This is a genomic window from Dactylosporangium salmoneum, from assembly GCF_039532525.1.
Taxonomy (GTDB): Bacteria; Actinomycetota; Actinomycetes; order Mycobacteriales; family Micromonosporaceae; genus Dactylosporangium; species Dactylosporangium salmoneum.
In genome coordinates this window covers 102,470-124,863 of the sequence record NZ_BAAARV010000015.1, presented here as the reverse complement: position 1 = coordinate 124,863, position 22,394 = coordinate 102,470, and the positions used below count along the sequence as shown (strand labels likewise).

The 22,394-nt window shown below is 73.0% G+C and carries 17 protein-coding genes; 7 read left to right on the top strand and 10 right to left on the bottom strand.

The window, feature by feature from the left end; translation table 11 throughout:
- Positions 1 to 66 precede the first annotated feature (66 nt).
- The 5 genes from ABD352_RS07665 to ABD352_RS07645 form a co-directional block, all read right to left on the bottom strand.
- Positions 67 to 1,476 (bottom strand): glycosyl hydrolase, encoded by a 1,410-nt coding sequence (locus ABD352_RS07665; RefSeq protein ID WP_344611520.1) that lies wholly within the window; start codon positions 1,474 to 1,476, stop codon positions 67 to 69.
- 200 nt (positions 1,477 to 1,676) lie between these two features.
- Positions 1,677 to 2,618 (bottom strand): LLM class flavin-dependent oxidoreductase, encoded by a 942-nt coding sequence (locus ABD352_RS07660; protein ID WP_344611519.1) that lies wholly within the window; start codon positions 2,616 to 2,618, stop codon positions 1,677 to 1,679.
- Positions 2,600 to 3,253: an HAD family hydrolase gene (locus tag ABD352_RS07655; protein WP_344611518.1), complete on the bottom strand. Its 654-nt coding sequence runs from the start codon at positions 3,251 to 3,253 to the stop codon at positions 2,600 to 2,602. The genes ABD352_RS07660 and ABD352_RS07655 overlap by 19 nt, the downstream gene beginning before the upstream one ends.
- A gap of 5 nt (positions 3,254 to 3,258) precedes the next feature.
- Complete coding sequence (locus tag ABD352_RS07650; protein WP_344611517.1) at positions 3,259 to 4,014, bottom strand: DeoR/GlpR family DNA-binding transcription regulator; 756 nt, start codon at positions 4,012 to 4,014, stop codon at positions 3,259 to 3,261.
- Between the two features lie 84 nt (positions 4,015 to 4,098).
- Positions 4,099 to 4,680: a TetR/AcrR family transcriptional regulator gene (locus ABD352_RS07645; protein WP_344611516.1), complete on the bottom strand. Its 582-nt coding sequence runs from the start codon at positions 4,678 to 4,680 to the stop codon at positions 4,099 to 4,101.
- Between the two features lie 215 nt (positions 4,681 to 4,895).
- On the opposite strand from ABD352_RS07645, the gene ABD352_RS07640 reads away from it, so the two are divergent.
- Complete coding sequence (locus ABD352_RS07640; RefSeq protein ID WP_344611515.1) at positions 4,896 to 6,143, top strand: MFS transporter; 1,248 nt, start codon at positions 4,896 to 4,898, stop codon at positions 6,141 to 6,143.
- Here the strand turns inward: ABD352_RS07640 and ABD352_RS07635 are convergent.
- From ABD352_RS07635 to ABD352_RS07625, 3 genes are all read right to left on the bottom strand, one after another.
- Positions 6,136 to 6,798, bottom strand: coding sequence for a VanZ family protein (locus tag ABD352_RS07635; RefSeq protein ID WP_344611514.1), 663 nt, complete (start codon positions 6,796 to 6,798; stop codon positions 6,136 to 6,138). The two genes, ABD352_RS07640 and ABD352_RS07635, sit on opposite strands and share 8 nt — an antisense overlap.
- A gap of 242 nt (positions 6,799 to 7,040) precedes the next feature.
- Positions 7,041 to 8,294 carry an MFS transporter gene (locus tag ABD352_RS07630; protein ID WP_344611513.1) on the bottom strand — a complete coding sequence of 418 codons (1,254 nt, stop codon included), beginning with the start codon at positions 8,292 to 8,294 and terminating at the stop codon, positions 7,041 to 7,043.
- Between the two features lie 114 nt (positions 8,295 to 8,408).
- A complete protein-coding gene (locus tag ABD352_RS07625; RefSeq protein ID WP_344611512.1) occupies positions 8,409 to 9,035 on the bottom strand; it encodes a TetR/AcrR family transcriptional regulator in 627 nt (208 codons plus the stop codon).
- A gap of 183 nt (positions 9,036 to 9,218) precedes the next feature.
- Here ABD352_RS07625 and ABD352_RS07620 point away from each other — a divergent pair, with 183 nt between their 5' ends.
- Entirely contained in the window at positions 9,219 to 10,079 is an 861-nt protein-coding gene (locus ABD352_RS07620; protein ID WP_344611511.1) for a DUF72 domain-containing protein, read from the top strand.
- A 59-nt stretch (positions 10,080 to 10,138) separates the two neighbouring features.
- Positions 10,139 to 10,570 (top strand): hypothetical protein, encoded by a 432-nt coding sequence (locus ABD352_RS07615; protein ID WP_344611510.1) that lies wholly within the window; start codon positions 10,139 to 10,141, stop codon positions 10,568 to 10,570.
- 15 nt (positions 10,571 to 10,585) lie between these two features.
- Here ABD352_RS07615 and ABD352_RS07610 read toward each other — a convergent pair whose 3' ends face one another.
- Positions 10,586 to 13,300, bottom strand: a complete 2,715-nt coding sequence (locus tag ABD352_RS07610) for a cation-translocating P-type ATPase (protein WP_344611509.1) — start codon at positions 13,298 to 13,300, stop codon at positions 10,586 to 10,588.
- 67 nt (positions 13,301 to 13,367) lie between these two features.
- Positions 13,368 to 14,057 carry a M23 family metallopeptidase gene (locus ABD352_RS07605; protein WP_344611508.1) on the bottom strand — a complete coding sequence of 230 codons (690 nt, stop codon included), beginning with the start codon at positions 14,055 to 14,057 and terminating at the stop codon, positions 13,368 to 13,370.
- A gap of 179 nt (positions 14,058 to 14,236) precedes the next feature.
- Here ABD352_RS07605 and ABD352_RS07600 point away from each other — a divergent pair, with 179 nt between their 5' ends.
- The 4 genes from ABD352_RS07600 to ABD352_RS07585 all read left to right on the top strand — a co-directional run bounded on the left by ABD352_RS07600 (position 14,237) and on the right by ABD352_RS07585 (position 22,393).
- Positions 14,237 to 15,169, top strand: coding sequence for a TerC/Alx family metal homeostasis membrane protein (locus tag ABD352_RS07600; RefSeq protein WP_344611507.1), 933 nt, complete (start codon positions 14,237 to 14,239; stop codon positions 15,167 to 15,169).
- Positions 15,170 to 15,303: 134 nt separating this feature from the next.
- Positions 15,304 to 20,766, top strand: a complete 5,463-nt coding sequence (locus ABD352_RS07595; RefSeq protein ID WP_344611506.1) for an ATP-binding protein — start codon at positions 15,304 to 15,306, stop codon at positions 20,764 to 20,766.
- Between the two features lie 203 nt (positions 20,767 to 20,969).
- Entirely contained in the window at positions 20,970 to 22,193 is a 1,224-nt protein-coding gene (locus tag ABD352_RS07590) for a cytochrome P450 (protein ID WP_344611505.1), read from the top strand.
- Complete coding sequence (locus ABD352_RS07585; RefSeq protein WP_344611504.1) at positions 22,193 to 22,393, top strand: ferredoxin; 201 nt, start codon at positions 22,193 to 22,195, stop codon at positions 22,391 to 22,393. Before ABD352_RS07590 ends, ABD352_RS07585 begins: the two co-directional genes overlap by 1 nt.
- Position 22,394: the final 1 nt, after the last annotated feature.

Sequence of the window (22,394 nt, the reverse complement as noted above, 5' to 3'; positions counted from 1 at the left end):
GTCCAACCCGAGACCGTTGTTGTGCCAGTCCTGCGATCCTGGCACAACAACGGGCCCGGCCCGGTATCAGGCGGGCAGGTGCCAGACCTGCCAGGCGTTGCCGTTGGCGTCCCAGATCTGCAGGCGGGTGCCGTTGGCGGTGGAGCCGGCGGGGTCGTCCATCACGCGGCCGGACTGGGGGTTGCGCAGGCGGCCGTCCGGCAGGGCGGTCCACTGCTGGGCGCCGGACCCGTTGCAGTCCCAGACCTGCAGCACCGTGCCGTTCGCGGTGCCCTGGCCGGTCACGTCGAGGCACTTGCCGAGGGCCCGGATCGTGCCGTCGGTGCCGACGGTCCACTGCTGGGCGCTGCTGCCGTTGCAGTCGTACAGCTGCACCGCCGTACCGTTGGCGGTGTTGGATCCGGCGACGTCGACGCACTTGCCGCCGATGCCCGTGATGGCGCCCGTGCGGGAGCCGCCGCCGCCCCCGCCGCCGGCGATGGTGAACTGGCCCTGGCTCAGGGTGCGGGAGTTGTTGAACGTCGCCTGGATGGCGGAGTTGCAGTTGCACGAGGTCAGGTACTCGGACCAGATCATGAAGTAGGACCAGAGCGGCTGACCCGACAGCTGGGCGGCGGACGGGATGTTGCCGACCTCGGCCAGCGCGATCGGCTTGCCGTGCGAGACGCTGACGATGGCGGAGTACCAGTCCGACGGCGGGTAGCCGTGGTTCCAGGGGTCGAGGGTGACGACGTCGACGTACGCGTCGCCGGGGTAGAAGCCCGCGACCGAGCTCGAGCTGCCGTTGTCCTTGACGTTCCAGACCCAGATGAGGTTGGTCAGGCCCTTCGACAGCAGGTAGTCGTGGGTGATCTGGAACAGCTTCGCGCTGCCGTTGCCGCCGGAGCGCCCGCCCCACCACGCCCAGCCGTCGCTCATCTCGTGCAGCGGGCGGAACAGCACCGGCACGCCGGCGTCCTTGAGCTGCTGCAGGTACGGCACCGCGGTGTCGAGCTTGGCCTTGTACGCGTTGTTGAGCGAGCCGCCGCTGGTGATGAGCGAGCTCCACTCGGCGTCGGAGAGCTTGCTGCCGTTGACGCCGCCGTCGAACTCGCAGGTGGAGACGTCGGGGCGGCACATGTGCCAGGTCAGCGCGACCAGCGAGCCGTTGGTCCACTCGGTCTTGGCCTGGTTGGTCATCGTCTGGCGGTTGGCGATGTCGTCGGCGCGGAAGCCGAGCTCGCCGCCCCACAGGCCCGGCCACTTGCCGGTGATGGTGTGTGCCTGGGCGGTGTAGGCGGAGGGGTTGCTCAGCGGCTCCTTGTTGTGCACGCCGCTGACGATGTGGTTGCCGCTGATCGTGTGCAGGTAGTTGACGACGGCGGCGGGGGTGGCGGCGCCGAACGCGGCGGCCTCGGTGGCGGTGGCGGCCAGTCCGCCGGCGACGGCGGCGAGCGACGCCGTGGCGGCGATCGTCGCCCGGGTCCAACTTCTCACGGGTGCCCCTTCCTGGGCTGGGCGGGGTGGTACTGCAACGTGCCAGTAAGCGCAGCCATCGACCGCGATCGGTCCTGGCTTTTGTGCAACTTACTCGGTTCGGTACGACCCTTGTCAACCCTCGGAAAGAGACATGCGACGATCGACGCGGCAGCCGCCCGATCTCTGCCCTCGCCAGTGGTACGTCCCTGGAAGCCGGGCTACACCACCTGTGCCAGCCGCGGCAGCGCGCCGAGGGGGTCGGGTTCCGCCGGGACCATCACGACGCTCGTCGCGCCCGCGGCGTGCCGGGCCGCGATCCGGGCCCGCGTCTCGTCGGGCGTCCCGGCCAGCGACAGCTCCCGCACCCACTCGTCGGGCATCGTCGCGGCGAACTCCTCGCGGCTCGGCGACGCCTGGCGATGCCGCGCCAGGTCGGCCGCGAAGGGCAGCGCGGCCAGGTGCGGCGCCCAGTCCGGCTCGCCGATCCAGGCCAGGCCGGGCCGCACCAGGTCGCGGGCCGCCCGCCCGTCGTCGCCGACGACCGCGGCGTCGTAGGTGATGACCTCCGGCGACGCCGACGCGAGGCGCTCGACCGAGTCCGCGATGTAGGGCGGCGCGGCGGGCTCGGCCAGCAGCACCCCGTCCGCAACCTGCCCGGCGATCGCGATCGACTTCGGGCCGCGCACGCCGAGCACGACCGGCGGCACCACGTGCGGCCGTTCGCCGATGACCACGCCCTCGACGTCGACATACCGCCCCGCGGCCGGTCCCGGCTCGCCGCGCAGCAGCGTGCGGACGGCGACCGCGTGCTCGCGCAGCAACGTGAGCGGGCTGGCCGGCCGCGCGCCGACCTGCCGCATCCAGTCCGGCATCCCGTGCCCGATGCCCGCGATCAGCCGGCCGGGGAACAGCTGGGCGAGCGTCGCGAGCTCCATCGCGGCGAACGCGGCGTTGCGCGCCCCGGCCGGCATGATCCCGATCCCCACCACGACGCGCGACGTGGCCGCCAGGACGGCGCCGGCCTGGGCCACGCCGCCCCGGAAGCCCAGGTCCTCCACGACCCACAGCTCGTCGAAGCCGAGCCGCTCGGCGCTGCGCGCATAGGTCAGCACCTGGTCCGCGGGAAGGTCCCGCGGCAGCATCACCCCGATACGGGCCATGACGAGAGTCTCCCAGATCGGTCGGGACGGATGTCGGCGGCGCCGATCGCCTGGTCGGCCGCGGCGGCGCCGGTGAACAGGTGGGTGTGCAGGCCGAGGCGTTCGGCGGCGTGCACGTTCTCGGCGCGGTCGTCGATGAACAGCACGCGGTCGGGGGACAGGCCCAGCTCGCGGCAGCACCAGAGGTACGCGCCGGCGTCCGGCTTGGCCCGGCCGATGCGGCAGGAGAAGGCGACGAGGCCGAAGTGCCGCAGCCACCGGCCGTGGTGCTGCTCGTAGTGCGCGGCGAGCTCCTCGGGGATGTTCGACAGCAGCGCCAGGCGCACGCCCGCCGCGGCGGTCCGTTCGACCAGGGCGACCATGTCGTCGTCGACGGCGCTCCAGCTGGCGATGTCCGCGGCGATGAGGGCGGCGACGCGGTCCTCGTCGAACGCGGTGCCCAATGCGGCCGCGACCCTTCGCCAGTACTCGGCGCCGGCGACCTGGCCCAGGTCGTACGGGGGGCGCAGCCGCCAGTAGGCGTCCCACAACGCATCGCCGGGGGCCTCGGCGATCGCGGCCAGCGCGCGCTGGCCCGACGGGGACTGGTGCCGGGCGATGACCCCGAACAGATCGAACAGGACGGCGTCGGGCATGTCGGTCAGACCTTGTGGACGATGGTGCCGGCGGCGGTGAGGGCGTTGGTGTGCTCGTCGTCCGCGTCGTCGGTGGTGACCACCATGCTGAACGCGGAGACGGGCGCCACGAACGCCAGCGCCGTGCGGGAGAACTTGGCCGGTTCCGCGGCCACGATGACGCGGTGGGCGGCGGCGATGATCGCGCGTTTGATCGCGGCGTCGGCGAGGTCGTAGGCGGTCATCCCGCCCGCGGTCAGCCCGCAGCAGCCGAGGATCGCGGTGTCGAAACGCAGCGCCGCCAGGGACGCCTCGGCGAGGGGGCCGGTCAGCGCGAGCTCGTCGGGGCGGGGCTCGCCGCCGGGCAGCAGCAGCCGCAGCTGCGGGGCGCCGGCCAGGGCGTTGGCCGCGTGCATGGACAGCGGCATAACCGTGAGCCGGCGCGGCGCGAGCAGGCGGGCCACCTCCAGGCAGGTGGTGCCGCTGTCGAGGACGACGGCCTCGCCGTCGGCGATCAGGCCGGCGACCGCCTCGGCGATGCGGCGCTTGGCGTCCTGGCCCTCGTGGGAGCGCACGGCGAAGGGCGGCTCCTCGCCACGCAAGACGAGGCTGCGGGCGCCGCCGCGGTAGCGCTCCAGCATCCCCTGGTCGGCCAGCTGCTCCAGGTCCCGGCGCACGGTCATCTCGGACGTGCCGGTCAGCTCCGCCAGCCGCGTGACGCCGACCTGGCCGGCCTGCTGGACGGCGTCGAGGATCCGCCGGTGGCGGTCGCTGATCGTCATGCCGCTATTGAACACGGCAGGACCGACTAAGGCAACACTCCGAACACAAATTCTGTTCGGAGTGTCTGGAAGTGTGTTCAGATTTCAGTGCAGGTGCCGGTGGATGGCCGCGCGGACCTGCTCCTTGGTCATCGGATCGGTGGACAGGGTGCTGTGCAGGGCCAGGCCCTCGATGAACGCGTCGAGCTCGCGGGCGGTCGTGGCGTCGAAGTGCTGCTCCAGGGCACGTCGGCTGCGGGCCATCCACGCCTGGGTGACGGCCTTCAGGGCGTGGTTGCGCGCGGCCGCGCCGTACAGCTCGACGGTGAGGATGAGGTCGCGGTCCGAGCCTCCGCTGATCAGGTGGTCCCAGATCAGGCTCACGACGGCCTCGACGGCCTCGTCGTGGTCGCGGGCGGCGCCCAGGCGCTCGTCGAAGAGGTCGGCCACGGCGTCCGCGTGCCGGGTGAACGCCTCGACCAGCACCTCGTCGAACGAGGCGAAGTGGTAGGTCATCGATCCCAGCGGAACGTCGGCCGCGCGGGCGATCACGCGGTGGGACGCCCCGGCCACGCCCCGCTCGGCGATGACGGTGAGGGCGGCGTCGATGATCCGGTCCCGCCGCCCGGGGTCCAGCCGCCGCGGTCGCCGTGCCGCGGCCGGTTGCGTTGTGCTGGTCGCGCTCATGCCGTCACCTCCGCAAGCTCCGGCGCCCGCTCCCGCATCGAGCGGCCGTCCGCGCCAATGGTCGTGTGTACGATCGTACGCATCCTGCCCGCGTTCGCGCTGGAATCCCCCGCTAGCCGCTATGTACAGTCGTACACAGCGTATGTACGGTCGTACACAGGCGGGACCTGGGTGTCTTCCGGTCGGTCCGCCCCGTTCGGCTTGGAGGACCCCGCATGACCTCGACCACCGTCGCGCCGCTCACCCGGGCAACGGTCCGCGATGCCACCACCGCGACCTACGTGGCCTTCATCGGCTCGGGCTTCGCGTTCGCCAGCTGGGCCTGCCGCATTCCGCAGGTGCGCGACCGGCTCGGCCTCGACTCGGCCTCGCTCGGCCTGGTCCTGCTCGCGATCGCGGCCGGTTCGCTGGTGGCGCTCCCGCTGTCCGGCCCGCTGGTCACCCGGATCGGCTCGGCCCGCACGGTCGGCATCATGGCGGTCCTGCTCGGCGTCGGCCTGGTCGTCGCCGCGCTCGGCTCGCTGGTCGGCGTCGCACCGGTGGTGGCGGGGTTGGTGCTGCTCGGCTTCGCCAACGGCGCCTGGGACGTGGCGATGAACGTGCAGGGCACGGTCGTGGAGCGGCACCTCGGCCGGTCGATCATGTCCCGCTTCCACGCCGGGTTCAGCCTCGGCACGGTGGCCGGCGCGCTGGTCGGCGCGGTGATGGTGGCGCTGCACGTGTCCGTCGCGGTGCACCTCACCGTCGTGGCCGTGCTCGTGGTCCTCGCCGTCGTCCGGTACGCCCGGCGGTTCGTCGTCGACCACGACGCGGACGAACCGGCGGCCGGCGAGCCGTCGCCGCGCGGCGGGGCGCTGGCCGCCTGGCGCGAGCCCCGCACCCTGCTCATCGGCCTGTTCGTCCTCGCCTTCGCCTTCGCCGAAGGTGTTGGCAACGACTGGATCAACGTCGCCGCGATCGACGGCCACCACGTCCCGGCCGCGCTCGGCACGATCGCCTACGCGATGTTCCTGACCGCCATGACCATCGGTCGCTGGTTCGGCCCCCGGCTGCTGGACCGCTACGGCCGCACCGCGGTCGTGCGCATCCTCGCCCTGATCGGCATCGCCGGGGTGGCCCTGTTCGTGTTCGGGCCCGCACCGGCCTACGCCTTCGCCGGCACGCTGCTGTGGGGCCTCGGCGCCTCCCTGGGCTTCCCGGTCGGCATGAGCGCCGGCGGCGACGAACCGCGCCGGGCCGCCGCGCGCGTGAGCGTCATCGCCTCGATCGGCTACTGCGCGTTCCTCGGCGGCCCGCCCGCCATCGGCTTCCTCGGCCACCACGTCACCGTGCTGCGGGCCCTGGCCGTCGTCGCGGTGCTGCTCGCCGTGGCGGCGCTCATCGCCACCAGCGTCCGCCCGCTCCCCGCGACACACCCGGCACCCGCGGAGGGCGGCAAGCCGGCGGCCGACCGCACTACGTAGCCGACCGCCGCCACCAGGGGCGGGACGCCAGTGCGGCCAGCGCGGCGCCGACGGCGTTGACCAGCACGTCGTCCACGGAGGACACCCGGTCCAGCCGCAGGACGTACTGCGCGGTCTCGACCAGGATCGAGCAGCCCGCCCCGAGCGCCAGGATCCGCGGCACCGACGCCAGCGCCGCGAACCGCATCGGGGCGAAGAAGCCCAGCGCCGCGAAGATCAGCAGGTTGCCGAAGATCCCGAGCGGCCCCATCGTGACCAGGTCGCGCAGCGGTACCAGGCTCACCCGGCCGGGAACGATGCCGGCCCCGGGACCCGGCATCATGGTCAACCAGACGAGCGGCACCGTCCCGTAGACCATGCCCACCTCGGCCAGCGACATCCGCCATGCCGAGGTGCCGCCGCCGGCCGGCCGAAGGCGAGCCAGGGCCCACGCCGCCAGCGCGGCCAGCGGCAGCCCGACGAGGGTCATGAGCACCACACCGTTGTCCGTGTCGAAGCAGCCGTGCCACCGCCCGGCCATGCACCTCGGGGCGGACATCATGAGCGGCCGCCGCACGACGAACGCGGCGCTCGCCACGCCGAGGATCGCCAGGACGAGGAGCACGGTCCTGCGCGTGCGGCGGGGCGGTGCTGACAGGGATGCGTTGTGGTTCATGCCCCCATTGGACATGGAGCGTTGTTGCGCCGGCGTATGCATTTCGAGACGCGGATGTTGGTTCGCACTGAACCTGATCCGGTGGCCGCCCGGGAGCAGCTTCGGATCAACTGAGTTGCGACAGCTTCGGCGGGCTCCATCTCGGTGGTTCTGATCAATTACGCGCCGACGTTCGAGCTGTTCGATGGGCTCCGGCGGCACTAGGGTAGGTGACCGTCCGTTGATGTTCGGGTGGATCGGGCTCAATGCTCTCGGGGGACGGAGCGGGCCGTGGCGGCCAGACCGACGACGGCCGCCAGCGCCAGCGTGGCCGGGATGAGGAACACCCGCGGAAGTCCGACCGCCGCGGCGCCGACCCCGCCGGCGGCGCCGCCGAGGGCGGACGCGAGAGCGGTGGAGCTCATGAAGATCGCCGACGCGGTGGCGACGGCGGTAGGCAGCAGGCGCTGGGCGACGATGATGCCGAGGGTGGCGAAGACGCCCCAGACGCCGCCCATGAGGATCTGCCCGGCGAACAGACCGACCGGGTTGCCGGTGACGGCGAAGCAGATGTTGGCCGCGACGCCGAACCCGGCGCCGAGGACCATCAGCTGCATCATGCCGGTCCGGCGGGCGACGATGACGGCGACGGGCATCAGCACGATCTCGACCAGCGGCTGGATGCCGATGATCGCGCCGCTGAGCCCGGCCGGGAGGTGCAGCTGGGTGTTCATGTAGATCGGCAGGTAGGCGTACTTGATCGGCTCGCCGGCGTACACGAGCACGTACAGGCCGGTGAAGGCCAGCAGCGGCAGCATCGCCCGCAGGCCCGGGCTGCGGTGGCCCGCGCCCGGGTCGTCGGGTCCGGCCGGGACGGCGGACGCCGTGCGGAGCAGGCCGAGCGGCACGATCTGGGCGAGGGTGCAGACCGCAGTGGCCAGCAGCATCGTGCGCAGCGACGTCTGCGCGGCGAGGAAGGATCCGGCGACCGGGCCGACCACCCAGCCGCCGGTCAGAGCCATCCGCACGACGGCGACGACGCCGTCGTTGTTCGGGCCGGGGTGGGCCTTGAGCTCGTCGTGGACGGCGGCGAAGAGCTGCGACGTGGCGGCGCCGCCGAACGCGCCGATCACGGCGCTGATGACGTAGGGCATCCACAGCTCGGTCGAGTATGCGATCCCCGCCCAGCCCACGGACCCGGCGACGGCGCACACCCGGAACAGCCCGAGCCGCCGTCCGGTGCGGTCCGAGCGCCGGCCGACGAGGTATCCGGCCACCGGTGCGGTCAGGCTCGTCAGGTAGAACAGCCCGGCCGCGGTCAGCGACGCGTGCAGCTCGTTGACCAGGAACGACGCGATCTGCGGCGCGGCCGCCGAGAACCCTAGCGCGGACAGGAACACCGCGAGCGTCGCGCCCCGGTACAGCGGCGACGCGAGCGTCAGCCGTAGCGCGGACGCCTGCGCCACCGGCTCATCGAGCGCCGGATCGGTCGGCTGGACCTGCTCGGGAAGGGCCATCGGCGGTGCCTCCACATCACGTCGCGGAGCAGCGACCCGGCCTTGGCGGCTGGCCGGGCATGCCCGCAGCCGCAGATTCTTCCAATGGAAGAATCTGCGGTCAAGGACGACCGCTCAAGCTCGGTCGTGCTGATCCACCTGCGGCGACGCCGGGAGCAGCCGTTCGAGCAGCGCGAGCGCCCGGCGTACGTCGACCGCCTCCGGGTCGAGCAGCCCCTGTAGCTGCAGCCCGTCCGACGCGGCGATGACGAGCGAGGCCGCGTCGTCGGGATCGATGTCCGCGGCGATCGCGCCGGCGCGCTGCCCGGCGCGGACCCGATCAGCCAGATGCCCGCGCACCACGCTGAACCGGTCGCGGACGAAGTCGCGGGTCAGCGGGTGCTGCTCGCCCTGCAGCGCGTCGGTGGTCAGCGTCGCGTACAGCTCGACCAGGCCGGGAATCGCGCGATTGCGCTCGGCGCTTCGCTCCATCACCCCGACCGCCGACACCGAATCCGGCGGCGGGTCGTCATACTCACCCTGCTCGTGCGCGCGGTACACCTCGACCAGCAGCTCGTCCCGCGACGGGAAGTAGTACCGCAACGCCGCATGCGAAACCCCGATCGCCTCACCGATCGCCCGCAGCGACGCACCGACACCCCGCTCGGCGAACAGCTCGATAGCCCTGGCCAGGATCTCCGCACGTCGCACCGCAGCCTTCCGGTACGAACGCTCCCGACCCTCCGCGCCATGCTTCTCCACCAGCGCATCGTATGAGGACCCCGGGATTCGACTTCTGCCACGGACACCGCGGGCCGGGGCGCAACTGCTGCGCCTAGCGGCGAGGCGGGCAGCCAGTGCCGGATCAGGTCCATTGAGAACCCACAGCCGAGGAGGAACCCGGCTGATTTGCCGTGCCGGGCAGATGGCGGTCTCATGAACTCCATGGCTGTCATTCGCCTCGGTACGTCGTCCTGGGCCAACCGGGACCTGCTGACCTCGGGCTGGTACCCGCGGTCGGTGCGCACGGCGGCGGACCGGCTCGCCTACTATGCGAGCCGGTTCGACCTCGTCGAGGCCGACACCGGCTTCTACGCCATCCCGGCGGTCGAGACGACCGAAGGCTGGGCCGCCGCCACCCCGGACGGGTTCACCTTCGACGTGAAGGCCTTCGGGCTGCTGACCGGGCACCCGACGCGCCTGGCCGCGCTGCCGGCAGACCTGCGCCCCGACGGCGTCGACGGCAACGTCAAGCTGCGCCGCGGGGAGCTGCCCGAGGAGGCGGTCGAGGAGCTGTGGCACCGGCTGCACCAGGCCCTCGACCCGCTCGACGACGCCGGGCGGCTCGGCGTGGTGACCCTGGCGTTCCCGGCCTGGCTGGCCCACGGGGAGCGGGCGGTACGCCGGGTGCTCGACACCATCGAGCGGTGCGCCCCGCGCCGGGCCGCCGTGGAGCTTCGCCACCCGTCCTGGTTCGAGGGCGGCCAGGCCTTGCGGACCCTGCGGATGCTGCAGGAGCACGACGCCTCGTACGTGTGCCTGGACTCGACGCCGCTGGCCGCCACGGCCGAGCCCGCGCTCGTGCGGTTCCACGGGCACGAGGGCGGGGTGCCGGTCACGTACTCCGACCGCGAGCTCGAGGACCACGCCCTGCGCCTGCGTCACCTCGCCGCCGGCCTCGGCGAGATGCACGTGCTGGTGGACACGTGCTGCGCCGGCCAGGCCCAGCGCGACGGCGAGCGCCTCGCCGCGCTGCTGGCCGGAATGGGGACGGCGCCCAACCGGGCGAAGCTGCGCGCCGTGTGAGACCGGGATGCGGACGGCGCCCGCCCGGCGGAGATCGCCCGCCGTGTAAGACTCGTTGCATGGGGAGCGAGCAGGAGGGGGCCTGGGCACCGCGGTCCCGGGTCGGTGCGGTGTTGGTCGCGCTGCTGAACAGCGACGAGGCGGCCGCCGCCCGGGCGGCCGAGCAGCCGCCCGAGGAGCACGACACGCAGGTGCTGCAGGCGGCCATCGCCCTCGCCGTGCGCAGCCTCTTCGACGAGGACACGCCCTCGGACGAGGTCACCGGGTTCGTCGCCGGGATGGTCCAGGACATCGAGGTCGACCCGGCCGCGGCGGAGGCCCTCATCCGGGCCCAGCTCGGCGAGGGGCACCTGCTCGAGGCGTTCCCGCCGGAGGCCGTCGCCGACGCCACGTGGTCGACGCTGGGGTACCTCTGCGAGCGCCGCCTCGGCCCGGAGGACTCCCTGGAGCTGGTCGAGCAGGCCGAGCGGCAGGTCCTGCCCACCTCCTGAGTGCAGTGGCGTGCGTCACTCGGCCAGCCGTGCCTCGGCGCGGAGTTCTTGACGTTGGCGCAGGACGGCCTTGCGGGCCTCGGTGATGACGAGCAGCGGCAGGGCGGCGGCCAGGCAGACCAGCCACTGGGCGAGGGAGAGGCCCTCGGTGTGCAGCAGCCGCTGGAGCGGGCCGAACTCGGTGGCCAGCAGGATCGCGAGCACGGACAGGCCGGAGGTGACGAGGAACCGGCGGTCGTCGAACGTGTCGAGGCTGAACACCGAGCGCGTCTCGCTCAGCACCGTCCAGGACAGCACCAGGTTCATGATCGAGAACGCGGTGAGGCCCATCGTGCGGCCCCCGGCGGCGACCACGGCCAGGGTGGCCGCGCCCATCACCACGCCGAGCACCGTGAGCCAACCCAGGGTGCGGCCGGGCAGCAGCGCCTCGTTGGACCGGCGGGGCGCACGGCGCATGAGGTCCGGCTCGGGCCTGCCGTAGCCGAGGCCGATCGCCTGCAGGACCTGCGTCGTGAAGTTCACCCAGAGCGTCTGCAGCGGCAGGAGTGGTACCCCCGCGGCCACCCCCAGCACGCTCGCGCCGAGGAACGTGGCGATGAAGCCGATGAGGGCGGCCATCTGGAAGAAGACGTACCGCTTCAGGTTGTCGTACAGCGCCCGCCCGATGGCCACCGCCTTGACGATGGTGGCGAAGTCGTCGTCGGTGAGGATCATGGCGGAGGCCTCCTTGGAGACCTCGGTGCCGGTGATGCCCATCGCGATGCCGATGTCGGCCTGCTTGAGCGCCGGGGCGTCGTTGACCCCGTCGCCGGTCATCGCCACGATGTGGCCCCGCCGGCGCAGGATCTCGACCAGGCGGACCTTGTCCTGCGGGGTGACCCGGGCGATGACGCCGATCCCGTCGACCTGGTCCAGGGCCTCGGCGTCGCTCAGCGCGGCGAACTCGGCGCCGGTGATCGCCCGCCCGTCGATGCCGAGCCGCTGGGCGATCGCCCCGGCGGTCACCGCGTGGTCGCCGGTGATCATGCGCACCTGGATGCCGGCCGCCTTGGCCTTGGCGATGGCCTCGCGGGCCTGCGGGCGCGGCGGGTCCAGGATGCCGGCCAGCGCCAGCAGGGTGAGCCCGCCGAGCGAGCCGAGCAGGTCGCCACGCGGGTCGAAGGAGGCCGGGTCGTAGTCGCGGCGGGCGGTCGCCATGACCCGCAGGCCCTGGCCGGCCAGGCGCTCGTTCTCGGCCAGGTACTTCCCGCGCAGCCCGTCGTCGAGCGGCACCGGGTCCCCGCCGGGCGCCACGACGTGCGAGGCGCGGGCGAGCAGCTGGTCCGGGGCGCCCTTGACGAAGCAGCGGACCACCTCGCGGCCCGACTCGTCGGTCATCGCGTGGTACGTCGCCATGAGCTTGTAGGAGGCGTCGAAGGGGATTTCGGAGATCCTGGGGTACCGCTGCCGCGTCGACAAAACGTCGAGGCGTCCCTTGGCGGCGAGGACCACCAGCGCGCCCTCCGTCGGGTCGCCGACCAGCTCGCCGTCGCTCACCACCGCGTCGCTCGCCAGCGCCATGGGCAGCAGGAACGGCTCGAGCGGCACCTCGGGCTGCCCGGCGGCGTGGCGGATGTCGCCGGCCGTGGCGTAGCCGTCGCCGCTGACCGTGTACCGCCGCCCGGGGATCGCCAGCTCCGTCACCGTCATCTGGTTGAGCGTCAGCGTGCCGGTCTTGTCGGAGTTGATGGCCGACGTCGAGCCGAGCGTCTCGGTCGAGCGCAGCCGCTTCACGATCGCCCCGGCCCGGGCCAGCAGCTGCGTGCCCAGCGACAGGATGGTGGTGACCACGGCGGGAAGCCCGGTGGGAATGGCCGAGATCGCGAAGGCGATGGCGGCGGTGAAGACGACGCCGAAGGTGTTGCCGCGGTACAGGTTGAGCCCGACCGACAGCGCCAGTGCCACCCCGGCGACGAGCAGGATCTGGTTGGTCAGCCGCCCCAGCTGCCGGGTCAGCGGCGTCTCGGCCTCCTTGCCCGCCTGCAGCAGCCCGGAGATGCGCCCTACCTCGGTCGCCATCCCGGTGTCGGTGACCACGAGCTCGCCGGTGCCCCGGGTGACGCTCGTGTGCATGTACGCCATGTCCGCCCGGTCCCCGAGCGCCGCCTGCTCGCCGGCCACCGCCTCGGCGTCCTTGGCCACGGGCAGGCTCTCGCCGGTGAGCGCCGACTCGTCGATCTCCAGCCGCGCGCTGCGCACCAGCCGCCCGTCGGCCGGCACCCGGTCGCCGGCCTCGACCAGGACCACGTCCCCGGGCACCAGGTCCTCGGCCGGCACCGCGGCCAGCTCCCCGCCGCGGCGCACCCGGGCCATCGTGACCATCGCCTGCTGCAGCGCGCCGACCGCGGCCGCCGCCTTCCCCTCCTGCCGCAGCCCGAGCACGGCGTTGAGCAGCGTGAGGGCGATCAGCAGCAGCCCGGTTCCCGTCTGCCGCAGCGGCCAGATGCTGCCCAGGCCGGCGCAGAGCAGCACGATCTGCATGGGATCGGCGTACTGGCGCGCGAAGGCCCGCCACCTCGGCTCCCGCCGCCCCTCGGCGAACCGGTTGGGGCCGTACTGCTCGCGGCGCCGCATCACCTCCTCGGCGGTCAGCCCGGACGGTGCCTCGACCCGCTGGGCGGCGAGCGCCTCGTCGGCGGACATGGCGTGGAACGGCAGGGACTTGCGGTCCGGCAGCAGTGACGTAGCCACCGCCGGCCGATACCCGCCGCCGCCCGGCTTATGAGCGGGCGCGCGATGGTTGTTGGCGGGCCGGGGGCTACTCCGCTGGACAGTTGCGGCTGGTGCGGGTCTGGTCCGGCGACTGCGGGCCGTCGACGCGCAACGGCCCCGTGCCCGCGCTCCCGTCCGACGTGATCCCGGAGGGCACCCCGTCGAAGACCGCCTCGACCTTGTCGTCCACGCCCCGGGTGCGGCGCGGGTCCCGGGTGTCGTCCAGCTGCTCGTAGTGCAGGTGGTCGACCGTGGTCGAGCCGGTGTGCCCGACCTGGCCCAGCACCGCGCCGCGCGGCACCCGGTCGCCGGTGTGGACCGCGGGGGAGGAGGCGAGGTGGCCGTACTCCGTGAACCAGCCGCCGCCGTGGTCGAGGATCACGCCGTAGCCCAGCCCGCCGCGGGTGCCCGAGGTGCCGGGGGCCGCCTGGGTGCCGTCGGACAGGGTGGCGCTGTAGCCGGCCCAGGTCACGGTGCCGGCGGCGGAGGCGATGACCGTGCGGCCGGCCGTGGGGCCGGTGGCGGCGAAGAAGTCGATGTCGTAGTCGTCGTGGCCGGGGTACGTCGTGAGCAGCCACGTCTCGCCGCAGGGGAACGGCAGCTGGAAGTCGGGGCGCGGGCCGGCCTGCAGCTTCGGGGAGGGCTCGTCGCGGTGGGTCAGCACGAGGTACGACACCAGGACGCAACCTGCGATGACGGCCAGCATCGTCGCCCGGTAGACGCCCCGCGCACTCACCGCCGCACTGTACCGGCGTTCAGCAAACGTCCAGCTACGGCCCGTACGCTGGGCGGCCGAGGGGAGTATCCCGACAGGCCGACCCGGTCAGTACGAGCCGCCCGTGCGGCTTCCGGGCGGTCGCCCCGCAGGGGGTGGGAGAGACCTCGAACGTCGGCAACGCGTTCGAGGGAGCCCCGATGTCCATCGCCTCGCCCATGCTCTGGGCCGTCACCGTCGCCGTCCTGCTGGGGCTGCTCGCCGTCGACTTCTGGCTGACCAGGAAGCCGCACGACGTGCCGATGCGCGAGGCCGTCGGCTGGTCGGCGTTCTACCTGGCGCTGCCGATGGGTTTCGCGGGGTACGTCTGGCTCGCCCACGGCGGCGAGGCCGGCGTCGAGTTCCTCACCGGGTACGTGGTGGAGAAGTCGCTGTCGGTCGACAACCTGTTCGTCTTCATGCTGCTGCTCGGCGCGTTCGCGGTGCCGGCGCAGCTGGCCCAGCGGGTGCTGCTCTACGGCATCGCCGGCGCGCTCGCGCTGCGGGCCGTGTTCATCGCCGCCGGTGCCGCGCTGATCTCGTCCGGATCGTGGGCCTTCCTGCTGTTCGGGGCCATCCTGATCGTGACCGCGGTCAAGGTGCTGCGCGGCGGCGAGTCCGACGTCGAGTCGATGAGGACGGTCCGGCTGCTGCGGCGGGTGATGCCGGTGACCTCGCAGTACCATGGCGCGAAGCTGACCGTTCGAGCCGGCACGAAGCGGTCGCTCACCCCGATGGCCCTGGTCGTAGCCGCGGTCTTCCTGACCGACGTGGTGTTCGCGGTCGACTCGGTGCCCGCGGTGTACGGCGTGACGAGCGACCCGTATCTCGTCTTCGCCACCAACGCCTTCGCGCTGCTGGGCCTGCGGGCGTTGTATTTCGTGCTGCGCAACGCCCTCGGCAAACTGCGCCACCTCAACCACGGTCTGGCGGTCATACTGGCGTTTATCGGCGGCAAGCTCGTCCTGCACTGGGCGCACACGGTCTGGCCGCAAGTGCCGGACGTGCCGACGTCATTGTCACTCATCGTCATCGTGGTAACACTTGCCGTGGTCACCGCGACCAGCTTGCTGACCAAGCCTGCGCGTGTCTAACAAAACGTTTGGAGGGTTCCTACAAAGATTGGCAGGGGTGGGGTGGTGGGTTGGACAGTTTCCGTTACTCGCCAGTAGCCACGAAGGTTTGTTACGGATTTTCAGCTGAGTTGGATCTTTGAGAGGCTTGCCCGGTGATCAGCCGCATCGCCATCGTCAACCGCGGAGAGGCCGCCATGCGGCTGATCCACGCAGTCCGCGAGCTCAACGGCGAGAGCGGGGCGCCGCCGATCGAGACCGTCGCCCTGTACACGGACGGTGAGCGGACCGCCACGTTCGTCCGCGAGGCGGACGACAGCTACTGCCTCGGCCCCGCGTCCGCCCGCCCGTACCTCGACCACGCCGTCCTGGAGCGCGCCCTCGTCGAGACGCGCGCCGACGCCGCCTGGGTCGGCTGGGGCTTCGTCGCCGAGGACCCGGCCTTCGCCGAGCTGTGCGAGAAGATCGGCGTCACCTTCATCGGCCCCAGCCCGGAGGCCATGCGCAAGCTCGGCGACAAGATCGGCTCGAAGCTCATCGCCGAGGAGGTCGGCGTCCCGGTCGCCCCGTGGAGCCGCGGCGCGGTCGAGACCCTCGAGGCGGCCAAGCGCTCCGCGGCCGAGGTCGGCTACCCGCTGATGCTCAAGGCCACGGCCGGTGGCGGCGGGCGCGGCATCCGGGTGGTCCGCAGCGAGGCCGAGCTGGTCGACGCCTATGAGCGCACCAGCCTCGAGGCCGAGCGGGCCTTCGGCAGCGGCATCGTCTTCCTGGAGCGGCTCGTCACCGGCGCGCGCCACGTCGAGGTCCAGGTCATCGCCGACGGCCAGGGCACCGCCTGGGCCCTGGGCGTGCGGGACTGCTCCGTGCAGCGGCGCAACCAGAAGGTCATCGAGGAGTCGGCCTCCCCGGTGCTCGCCCCCGAGCAGGTCCGCGAGCTCAAGTCGGCGGCCGAGCGGCTGGCCCTCGCGGTGGAGTACCGCGGCGCCGGCACCGTCGAGTTCCTCTACCACCCGGGGGAGAAGCTCTTCGCCTTCCTCGAGGTCAACACCCGGCTGCAGGTCGAGCACCCGATCACCGAGCTGACCACCGACTTCGACCTGGTCAAGGCCCAGATCCACGTGGCCGGCGGCGGCCGCCTCGGCGACCTCGCCCCGGCCGAGGCCGGCCACGCAGTCGAGGCCCGGCTCAACGCCGAGGACCCCGACCGCGACTTCGCCCCCTCGCCCGGCCGCATCGTGCGCCTTGCCCTGCCCGGCGGCCCCGGCGTGCGGGTCGACACCGGCGTCAGCGAGGGCGACGTCATCCCGGCCGACTTCGACTCGATGATCGCCAAGATCATCGCCTACGGCCGGACCCGCGACGAGGCCCTCGGCCGGCTGCGCCGCGCCGTCGCCGAGACCACCGTCATCATCGAGGGCGGCGCCACCAACAAGAGCTTCCTGCTCGACCTGCTCGAGCAGCCCGAGGTCATCGACGCCAGCGCCGACACCGGCTGGATCGACCGGGTCCGGGCCGAGGGCCGGCTGGTCTCCACCCGCCACTCCGGCGTCGCCCTGGCCGCCGCCGCGATCGAGGCCTACGAGGACGGCGCCGCCGTGGAGCGCCGGCGGCTGCTGTCCACCGCGCACGGCGGACGCCCGCAGGTGCAGCACGAGAGCGGCCGCCCGATCGACCTCAAGCTGCGCGGCGTGAGCTACCGGGTCAGCGTCGCCCAGATCGGGCCCCGCCGCTACCGCGTCGGCATCGGCGAGGCGCCCACCGTCGACGCCGAGCTCGACCGCTTCGACGAGCACACCGGCCGGTTCCTGGTCAACGGCCGCCGCTTCCGGCTCGTCACCGACACGTACGGCCCGACGAACCTGGTCGAGGTCGACGGCGTCACCCACCGGGTCAGCCGCGACGAGGGCGGCGTGCTGCGCTCCCCGGCCCCGGCGCTCGTGGTCGCCACCCCGCTCGCCGTCGGCGACGAGGTCGAGGCCGGCGCGCCGGTGCTCGTGCTGGAGAGCATGAAGATGGAGACCGTCCTGCGGGCGCCGTTCAAGGCGCGGCTGCGGGAGTGCCTCGTCTCCGTCGGCAGCCAGGTGGAGACCGGCGCGCCGCTGCTGCGCCTGGAGCCGATCGGCGACGAGACCGCCGACGCCGGCCCGGCGGCGGGATCCGGGGCCGCCGCCGTCGACCTGGAGCTGCCGCCCGAGCGCGAGGGGCTCTCCGCCGCCGCCCGCGTCGCCCACGGCATCGCCGACCTGCGCAGCCTGCTGCTCGGCTACGACGTCGACCCGCGCGACGAGCGCCGGGTCCTGTCCGGCTACCTCGCCGCCCGCGCCGAGCTCGGCCGCCGGCCCCTGGAGCAGGAGGTCGAGCTGCTGCGCGTCTTCGCCGACCTCTCCGAGCTCAGCCGCAACCGGTCGGCCGGGGACGAGACGAAGGCCGACACCCGGGTGCACAGCCCGCGGGAGTACTTCCACGCGTACCTGCAGAGCCTCGACGTCGACCGGGCCGGCCTGCCCGAGGCGTTCCGCACCCGGCTGGCCCGGGTCCTCGCCCACTACGGCGTCGAGGACTTCGAACGCACCCCGGAGCTGGAGGAGGCGGTCTTCCGGATCTTCCTCGCCCAGCAGCGGGCCGCCGCCGACGTGCGCGTCGTCGTGGCCTTCCTGGAGCAGTGGCTGACCGAGCCGCTGCCCGGCAACGGCCTGCGCGAGCTCGTCGGCCAGGCCCTCGAGCACCTCATCTTCGCCACCCAGCTGCGCTTCCCGGTCGTGGGCGACCTCGCCCGCAGCATCGTCTTCCGCTGGGCCGCCCAGCCGATGCTGCGCCGCAAGCGGGCCGAGGTCTACGCGGCCGTCCGCGGCCACCTGCGCCACCTCGACGAGCACCCGGACGCGCCGGACCGGGCCGAGCGCATCGCCAGGATGGTCGCCTCGCCCGAGCCGCTCGTGCGCCTGCTGGCCCAGCGCATCGGCCGGCCCGGCGCCGATCACGGCCCGATGCTGGAGGTGCTCAGCCGGCGGTACTACGGCAACCGCGGGGCCGGCGACGTGCACTGCGTCGAGGTCGGCGGGCAGTCGTACTTCACCGCGGAGTACGACCGCGACGACGAACGCTTCCGGCTCGTCGCCGCCGCCACCGACTTCGCCGACCTGCCCGCCACCCTCGAACGGGTCGCCGAGCTCTCCGGCGCCGGCTCGGTCGCCGACGTGTACCTCACCTGGACCGACCAGCCCGACCCGGACGCGATGGCCGCGGCGCTGCGCGAGGTGATCGACCAGGCCGGCCTGCTCGACCGGATCGCCCGGGTGACGATCTCCGTCGCCGGGCGCACCGGCGCCGAGGTGCACCACCACTTCACCTTCCGCCCCGGCATCGGCGAGGACCGGGTCATCCGCGGCCTGCACCCGCTCATCGCGCAGCGGCTGCAGCTGCCCCGGCTGAGCAAGTTCGACCTGACCCGGCTGCCGTCGGCGGACGAGGAGGTGTACCTCTTCCGCTGCGTCGCCCCGGACAACCCGGCCGACGAGCGGCTCGCCGCGATGGCCCAGGTCCGCGACTTGACCCCGCTGCGCGACGCCGACGGGCGCATCCTCGCCCTGCCCGCGGTCGAGGGGGCGCTGGAGGCGTGCCTCGACGCCATCCGCAAGGTCCAGGCCCAGCGGCCGGCCAAGAAGCGCTTCGACACCAACCGGATCACCATCTACTGCTGGCCGCACAGCGAGCTGACCTTCGACGACCTCACCGCCGTCGCCCTGCGCCTGGTGCCGGTCACCGCCGGCGCCGGCCTGGAGGAGGTGCTGTTCCTCGGCCGCCAGCGCGACCCGGTCACCGGCGAGCTCAACGAGATCGCGCTCGAGGTGTCGTACGACGCCGGCATGCGGGTCTCCATGACCGCGCCGACCACCGCGCTCATCCAGCCGCTCGACGACTACCGGCAGAAGGTCCTCGCGGCCCGCCGGCGCGGCACCACGTACCCGTACGAGATCACCGAGATGCTGGCCGGCCAGGGCGGCAGCTTCGCCGAGCACGACCTCGACGACACCGGCGCGCTGGTGCCCGTCGACCGCCCGCGCGGGCACAACAAGGCCGGGATCGTGGCCGGTGTCGTGCGCACGCCCATTGAGCGGTACCCCGAGGGCGTCACCCGCGTCGCGCTGCTCGGCGACCCGACGAAGGCGCTCGGGGCCCTCTCCGAGCCCGAGTGCGCCCGCGTCATCGCCGCGCTCGACCTGGCCGAGCGGATGCAGGTCCCGGTCGACTGGTTCGCCCTGTCCGCCGGCGCCCGCATCGCGATGGACTCCGGCACCGAGAACATGGACTGGGTCGCCGCCGCGCTGAAGCGGATCGTCGAGTTCACCCAGGCCGGCGGCGAGATCAACATCGTGGTCGCCGGGATCACCGTGGGGGCGCAGCCGTACTGGAACGCCGAGGCCACGATGCTCATGCACACCCGCGGCATCCTCATCATGACCCCGGACTCGGCGATGGTGCTCACCGGCAAGCAGTCGCTGGACTTCTCCGGCGGCGTGTCGGCCGAGGACAACTTCGGCATCGGCGGCTACGACCGGGTCATGGGCCCCAACGGCCAGGCCCAGTACTGGGCGCCGGACCTCCGGGCCGCGCGCAACGTGCTCATGTCCTACTACGACCACACGTACGTCGCGCCCGGCGAGACCCGGCCGCGCCGCGCCGTCACCGGCGACCCGGCCGACCGCGACATCTCCGGCTACCCGCACTCGGCGCCGGACAGCGACTTCACCACGGTCGGCCAGATCTTCTCCAAGGAGCACAACCCCGACCGCAAGAAGGCGTTCGACATCCGCACGCTCATGCGGGCCCTGGCCGACCAGGACCACGCGGTGCTGGAGCGCTGGGCCGGCATGGCCGACGCCGAGACCGCCGTGGTCCAGGACGTGCACCTCGGCGGCATCCCGGTGTGCCTGCTCGGCATCGAGTCCCGGTCGGTACCGCGGCGGGGCTTCCCGCCCACCGACGGCCCCGACACCTACACCGCCGGCACCCTGTTCCCGAGCTCGTCGAAGAAGGCGGCCCGGGCCATCAACGCGGCCAGCGGCAACCGGCCGCTCGTGGTGCTGGCCAACCTGTCGGGCTTCGACGGCTCGCCGGAGTCGATGCGGCGGCTGCAGCTGGAGTACGGCGCCGAGATCGGCCGGGCCATCGTGAACTTCCGCGGCCCGATCGTCTTCTGCGTCATCTCCCGCTACCACGGTGGCGCGTTCGTGGTGTTCTCCAAGGCGCTCAACCCGAACATGACCGTCCTGGCCGTGGAGGGCTCGTTCGCCTCGGTCATCGGCGGCGCCCCGGCCGCGGCCGTCGTCTTCGCCGGCGACGTCAACGCCCGCACCGCCAAGGACCCGCGGGTGGTGGAGCTGGAGACGAAGGTCGCCGCGGCCAGCGGCAAGGAGCGGGCCGACCTCGCCGGCCGGCTCATGGACGTGCGGGCCTCGGTCCGGGCCGAGAAGCTGGGCGAGGTGGCGGCCGAGTTCGACGGCGTGCACAGCATCCAGCGGGCCGTGGAGGTCGGCTCGGTGGACGCCATCGTGCAGCCCTCGCGGCTGCGCCCGGACATCATCGCCGCCGTCGAGCGGGGCCTCGCCCGCTCCTGAACCACCCGGCCCGGCACGCCGGCACGCCGCCGCTGCGACGACCGCTCGCAGCGGCGGCGACGGCGTGTGCGGCCGGCCGGCGGCGCCGCGCCGGTGCGCGATTTCACGATCACCGAGGGTCTGGTCAATCCCCGTCGGGTCGACCAAGATGAATGCCGTCGTGGAGTCCCACCGTTCGGGGGTTGGCGTTGACGTCCGCTGTAGTGCCTCAGTTACCTCTGCCCGATGACAAGCGTTGCCCGTTCGACCCGCCGCCGGAGTACGCCGACCTGCGCGCCGGCAGCCCGGTGACCCGGGTGGCCTGCCCGACCGGCATCGAGGCGTGGCTGGTCACCCGCTACGCCGACGTGCGCGAGGTGCTCGGCGACCCGCAGCGGTTCAGCAACCGCCCCGGCACCGCCGCCCACCTGCTGCTCGGCTACGCCGCCGCGCCGCCCGGCGAGGGCGAGTTCCCGCGCATGGACGGCGCCGAGCACCTGCGCTTCCGCCGGCACCTGGCGCCCGAGGTCTCCAACATCAAGCGCATCAACGGCCTGCGCCCGCTCGTGCAGCGCATCGTCGACGAGCGCCTCGCCGCGCTCGCCGCGCTGACCCCGCCGGTCGACTGGTACGCCGAGTTCGCCCGCCCGGTGACCACCGCGGTCATCGCCGAGCTGCTCAGCGTCCCCGAGTCCGACCGCGGCCTGTTCCAGCAGGCGGCCGGGGCCCTCTTCGCCGGCGAGTCGAGCAGCGAGGACGTCGCCGCCGCGATGCAGCCGCTGTTCCAGTACCTCTACGGCCTCGTGCTGACCCGCCGCGCCCAGCCCGGCGAGGACGTGCTCAGCCGGATGATCTCGCGCAGCGACCAGACCGAGCAGCCGTTCACGGACATGGAGCTCGTCATCATGAGCGCCGCGCTGCTCATCGCCGGCTACGACACCACCGCCAGCATGATCAGCCACGGCCTGCTGGCCCTGCTGGAGCACCCGGAGGAGCTCGAGCGCCTGCGCGCCGACCCGGCCCTGGCCGCCACCGCCGCCGACGAGCTCGTGCGCTACCTGGGCGTCGGCGCCGGCCTGCTGCGCGAGGTCACCGAGGACACCGAGATCGCCGGCCAGAAGATCAAGGCGGGCGACTACGTCGTCGTGGCCATCCAGTCGGCCAACCGCGACGCCGCCCTGCACCCCGACGGCGACCGCCTCGACGTGGGCCGCCCGACCGGCGCGCACGTCGGCTTCGGCCACGGCCCGCACCAGTGCGTCGGCCAGCAGCTGGCCCGCCTGGAGCTCACCACGGTCCTGGCCGCCGTGCCGCAGCGCATCCCGTCGCTGCGCCTGGCCGTGCCGTTCGACGACATCCGCTTCAAGACGCGGACCGCCGTCCTCGGCCCGGCCACGCTGCCGGTCACCTGGGACGCCGTGCTGCCCGCCGCGGAGGTCGAGGGCTGATGCGGGTCGAGGTGTTCCCGGAGCGCTGCATCGGCTCCGGCGTCTGCGCCCTCGTGGCCGCCGACGTCTTCGACCAGCGCGAGGACGACGGCGTCGTGATCCTGCTCGCGGACCACCCGCCGGCCGCCCAGCAGGAGTCCGTCTACGAGGCCGCCACCCGCTGCCCGGCCTCGGTCATCGAGATCCACGACCGGGACTAGT

Bases quoted from the DNA above. Each gene is read 5' to 3' on its own strand.
- ABD352_RS07660 (WP_344611519.1), bottom strand. From the start codon at position 2,618: ATGGCCCGTATCGGGGTGATGCTGCCGCGGGACCTTCCCGCGGACCAG.
- ABD352_RS07655 (WP_344611518.1), bottom strand. From the start codon at position 3,253: ATGCCCGACGCCGTCCTGTTCGATCTGTTCGGGGTCATCGCCCGGCAC.
- ABD352_RS07650 (WP_344611517.1), bottom strand. From the start codon at position 4,014: ATGACGATCAGCGACCGCCACCGGCGGATCCTCGACGCCGTCCAGCAG.
- ABD352_RS07645 (WP_344611516.1), bottom strand. From the start codon at position 4,680: ATGAGCGCGACCAGCACAACGCAACCGGCCGCGGCACGGCGACCGCGG.
- ABD352_RS07640 (WP_344611515.1), top strand. From the start codon at position 4,896: ATGACCTCGACCACCGTCGCGCCGCTCACCCGGGCAACGGTCCGCGAT.
- ABD352_RS07635 (WP_344611514.1), bottom strand. From the start codon at position 6,798: ATGAACCACAACGCATCCCTGTCAGCACCGCCCCGCCGCACGCGCAGG.
- ABD352_RS07630 (WP_344611513.1), bottom strand. From the start codon at position 8,294: ATGGCCCTTCCCGAGCAGGTCCAGCCGACCGATCCGGCGCTCGATGAG.
- ABD352_RS07620 (WP_344611511.1), top strand. From the start codon at position 9,219: ATGGCTGTCATTCGCCTCGGTACGTCGTCCTGGGCCAACCGGGACCTG.
- ABD352_RS07615 (WP_344611510.1), top strand. From the start codon at position 10,139: ATGGGGAGCGAGCAGGAGGGGGCCTGGGCACCGCGGTCCCGGGTCGGT.
- ABD352_RS07600 (WP_344611507.1), top strand. From the start codon at position 14,237: ATGTCCATCGCCTCGCCCATGCTCTGGGCCGTCACCGTCGCCGTCCTG.
- ABD352_RS07585 (WP_344611504.1), top strand. From the start codon at position 22,193: ATGCGGGTCGAGGTGTTCCCGGAGCGCTGCATCGGCTCCGGCGTCTGC.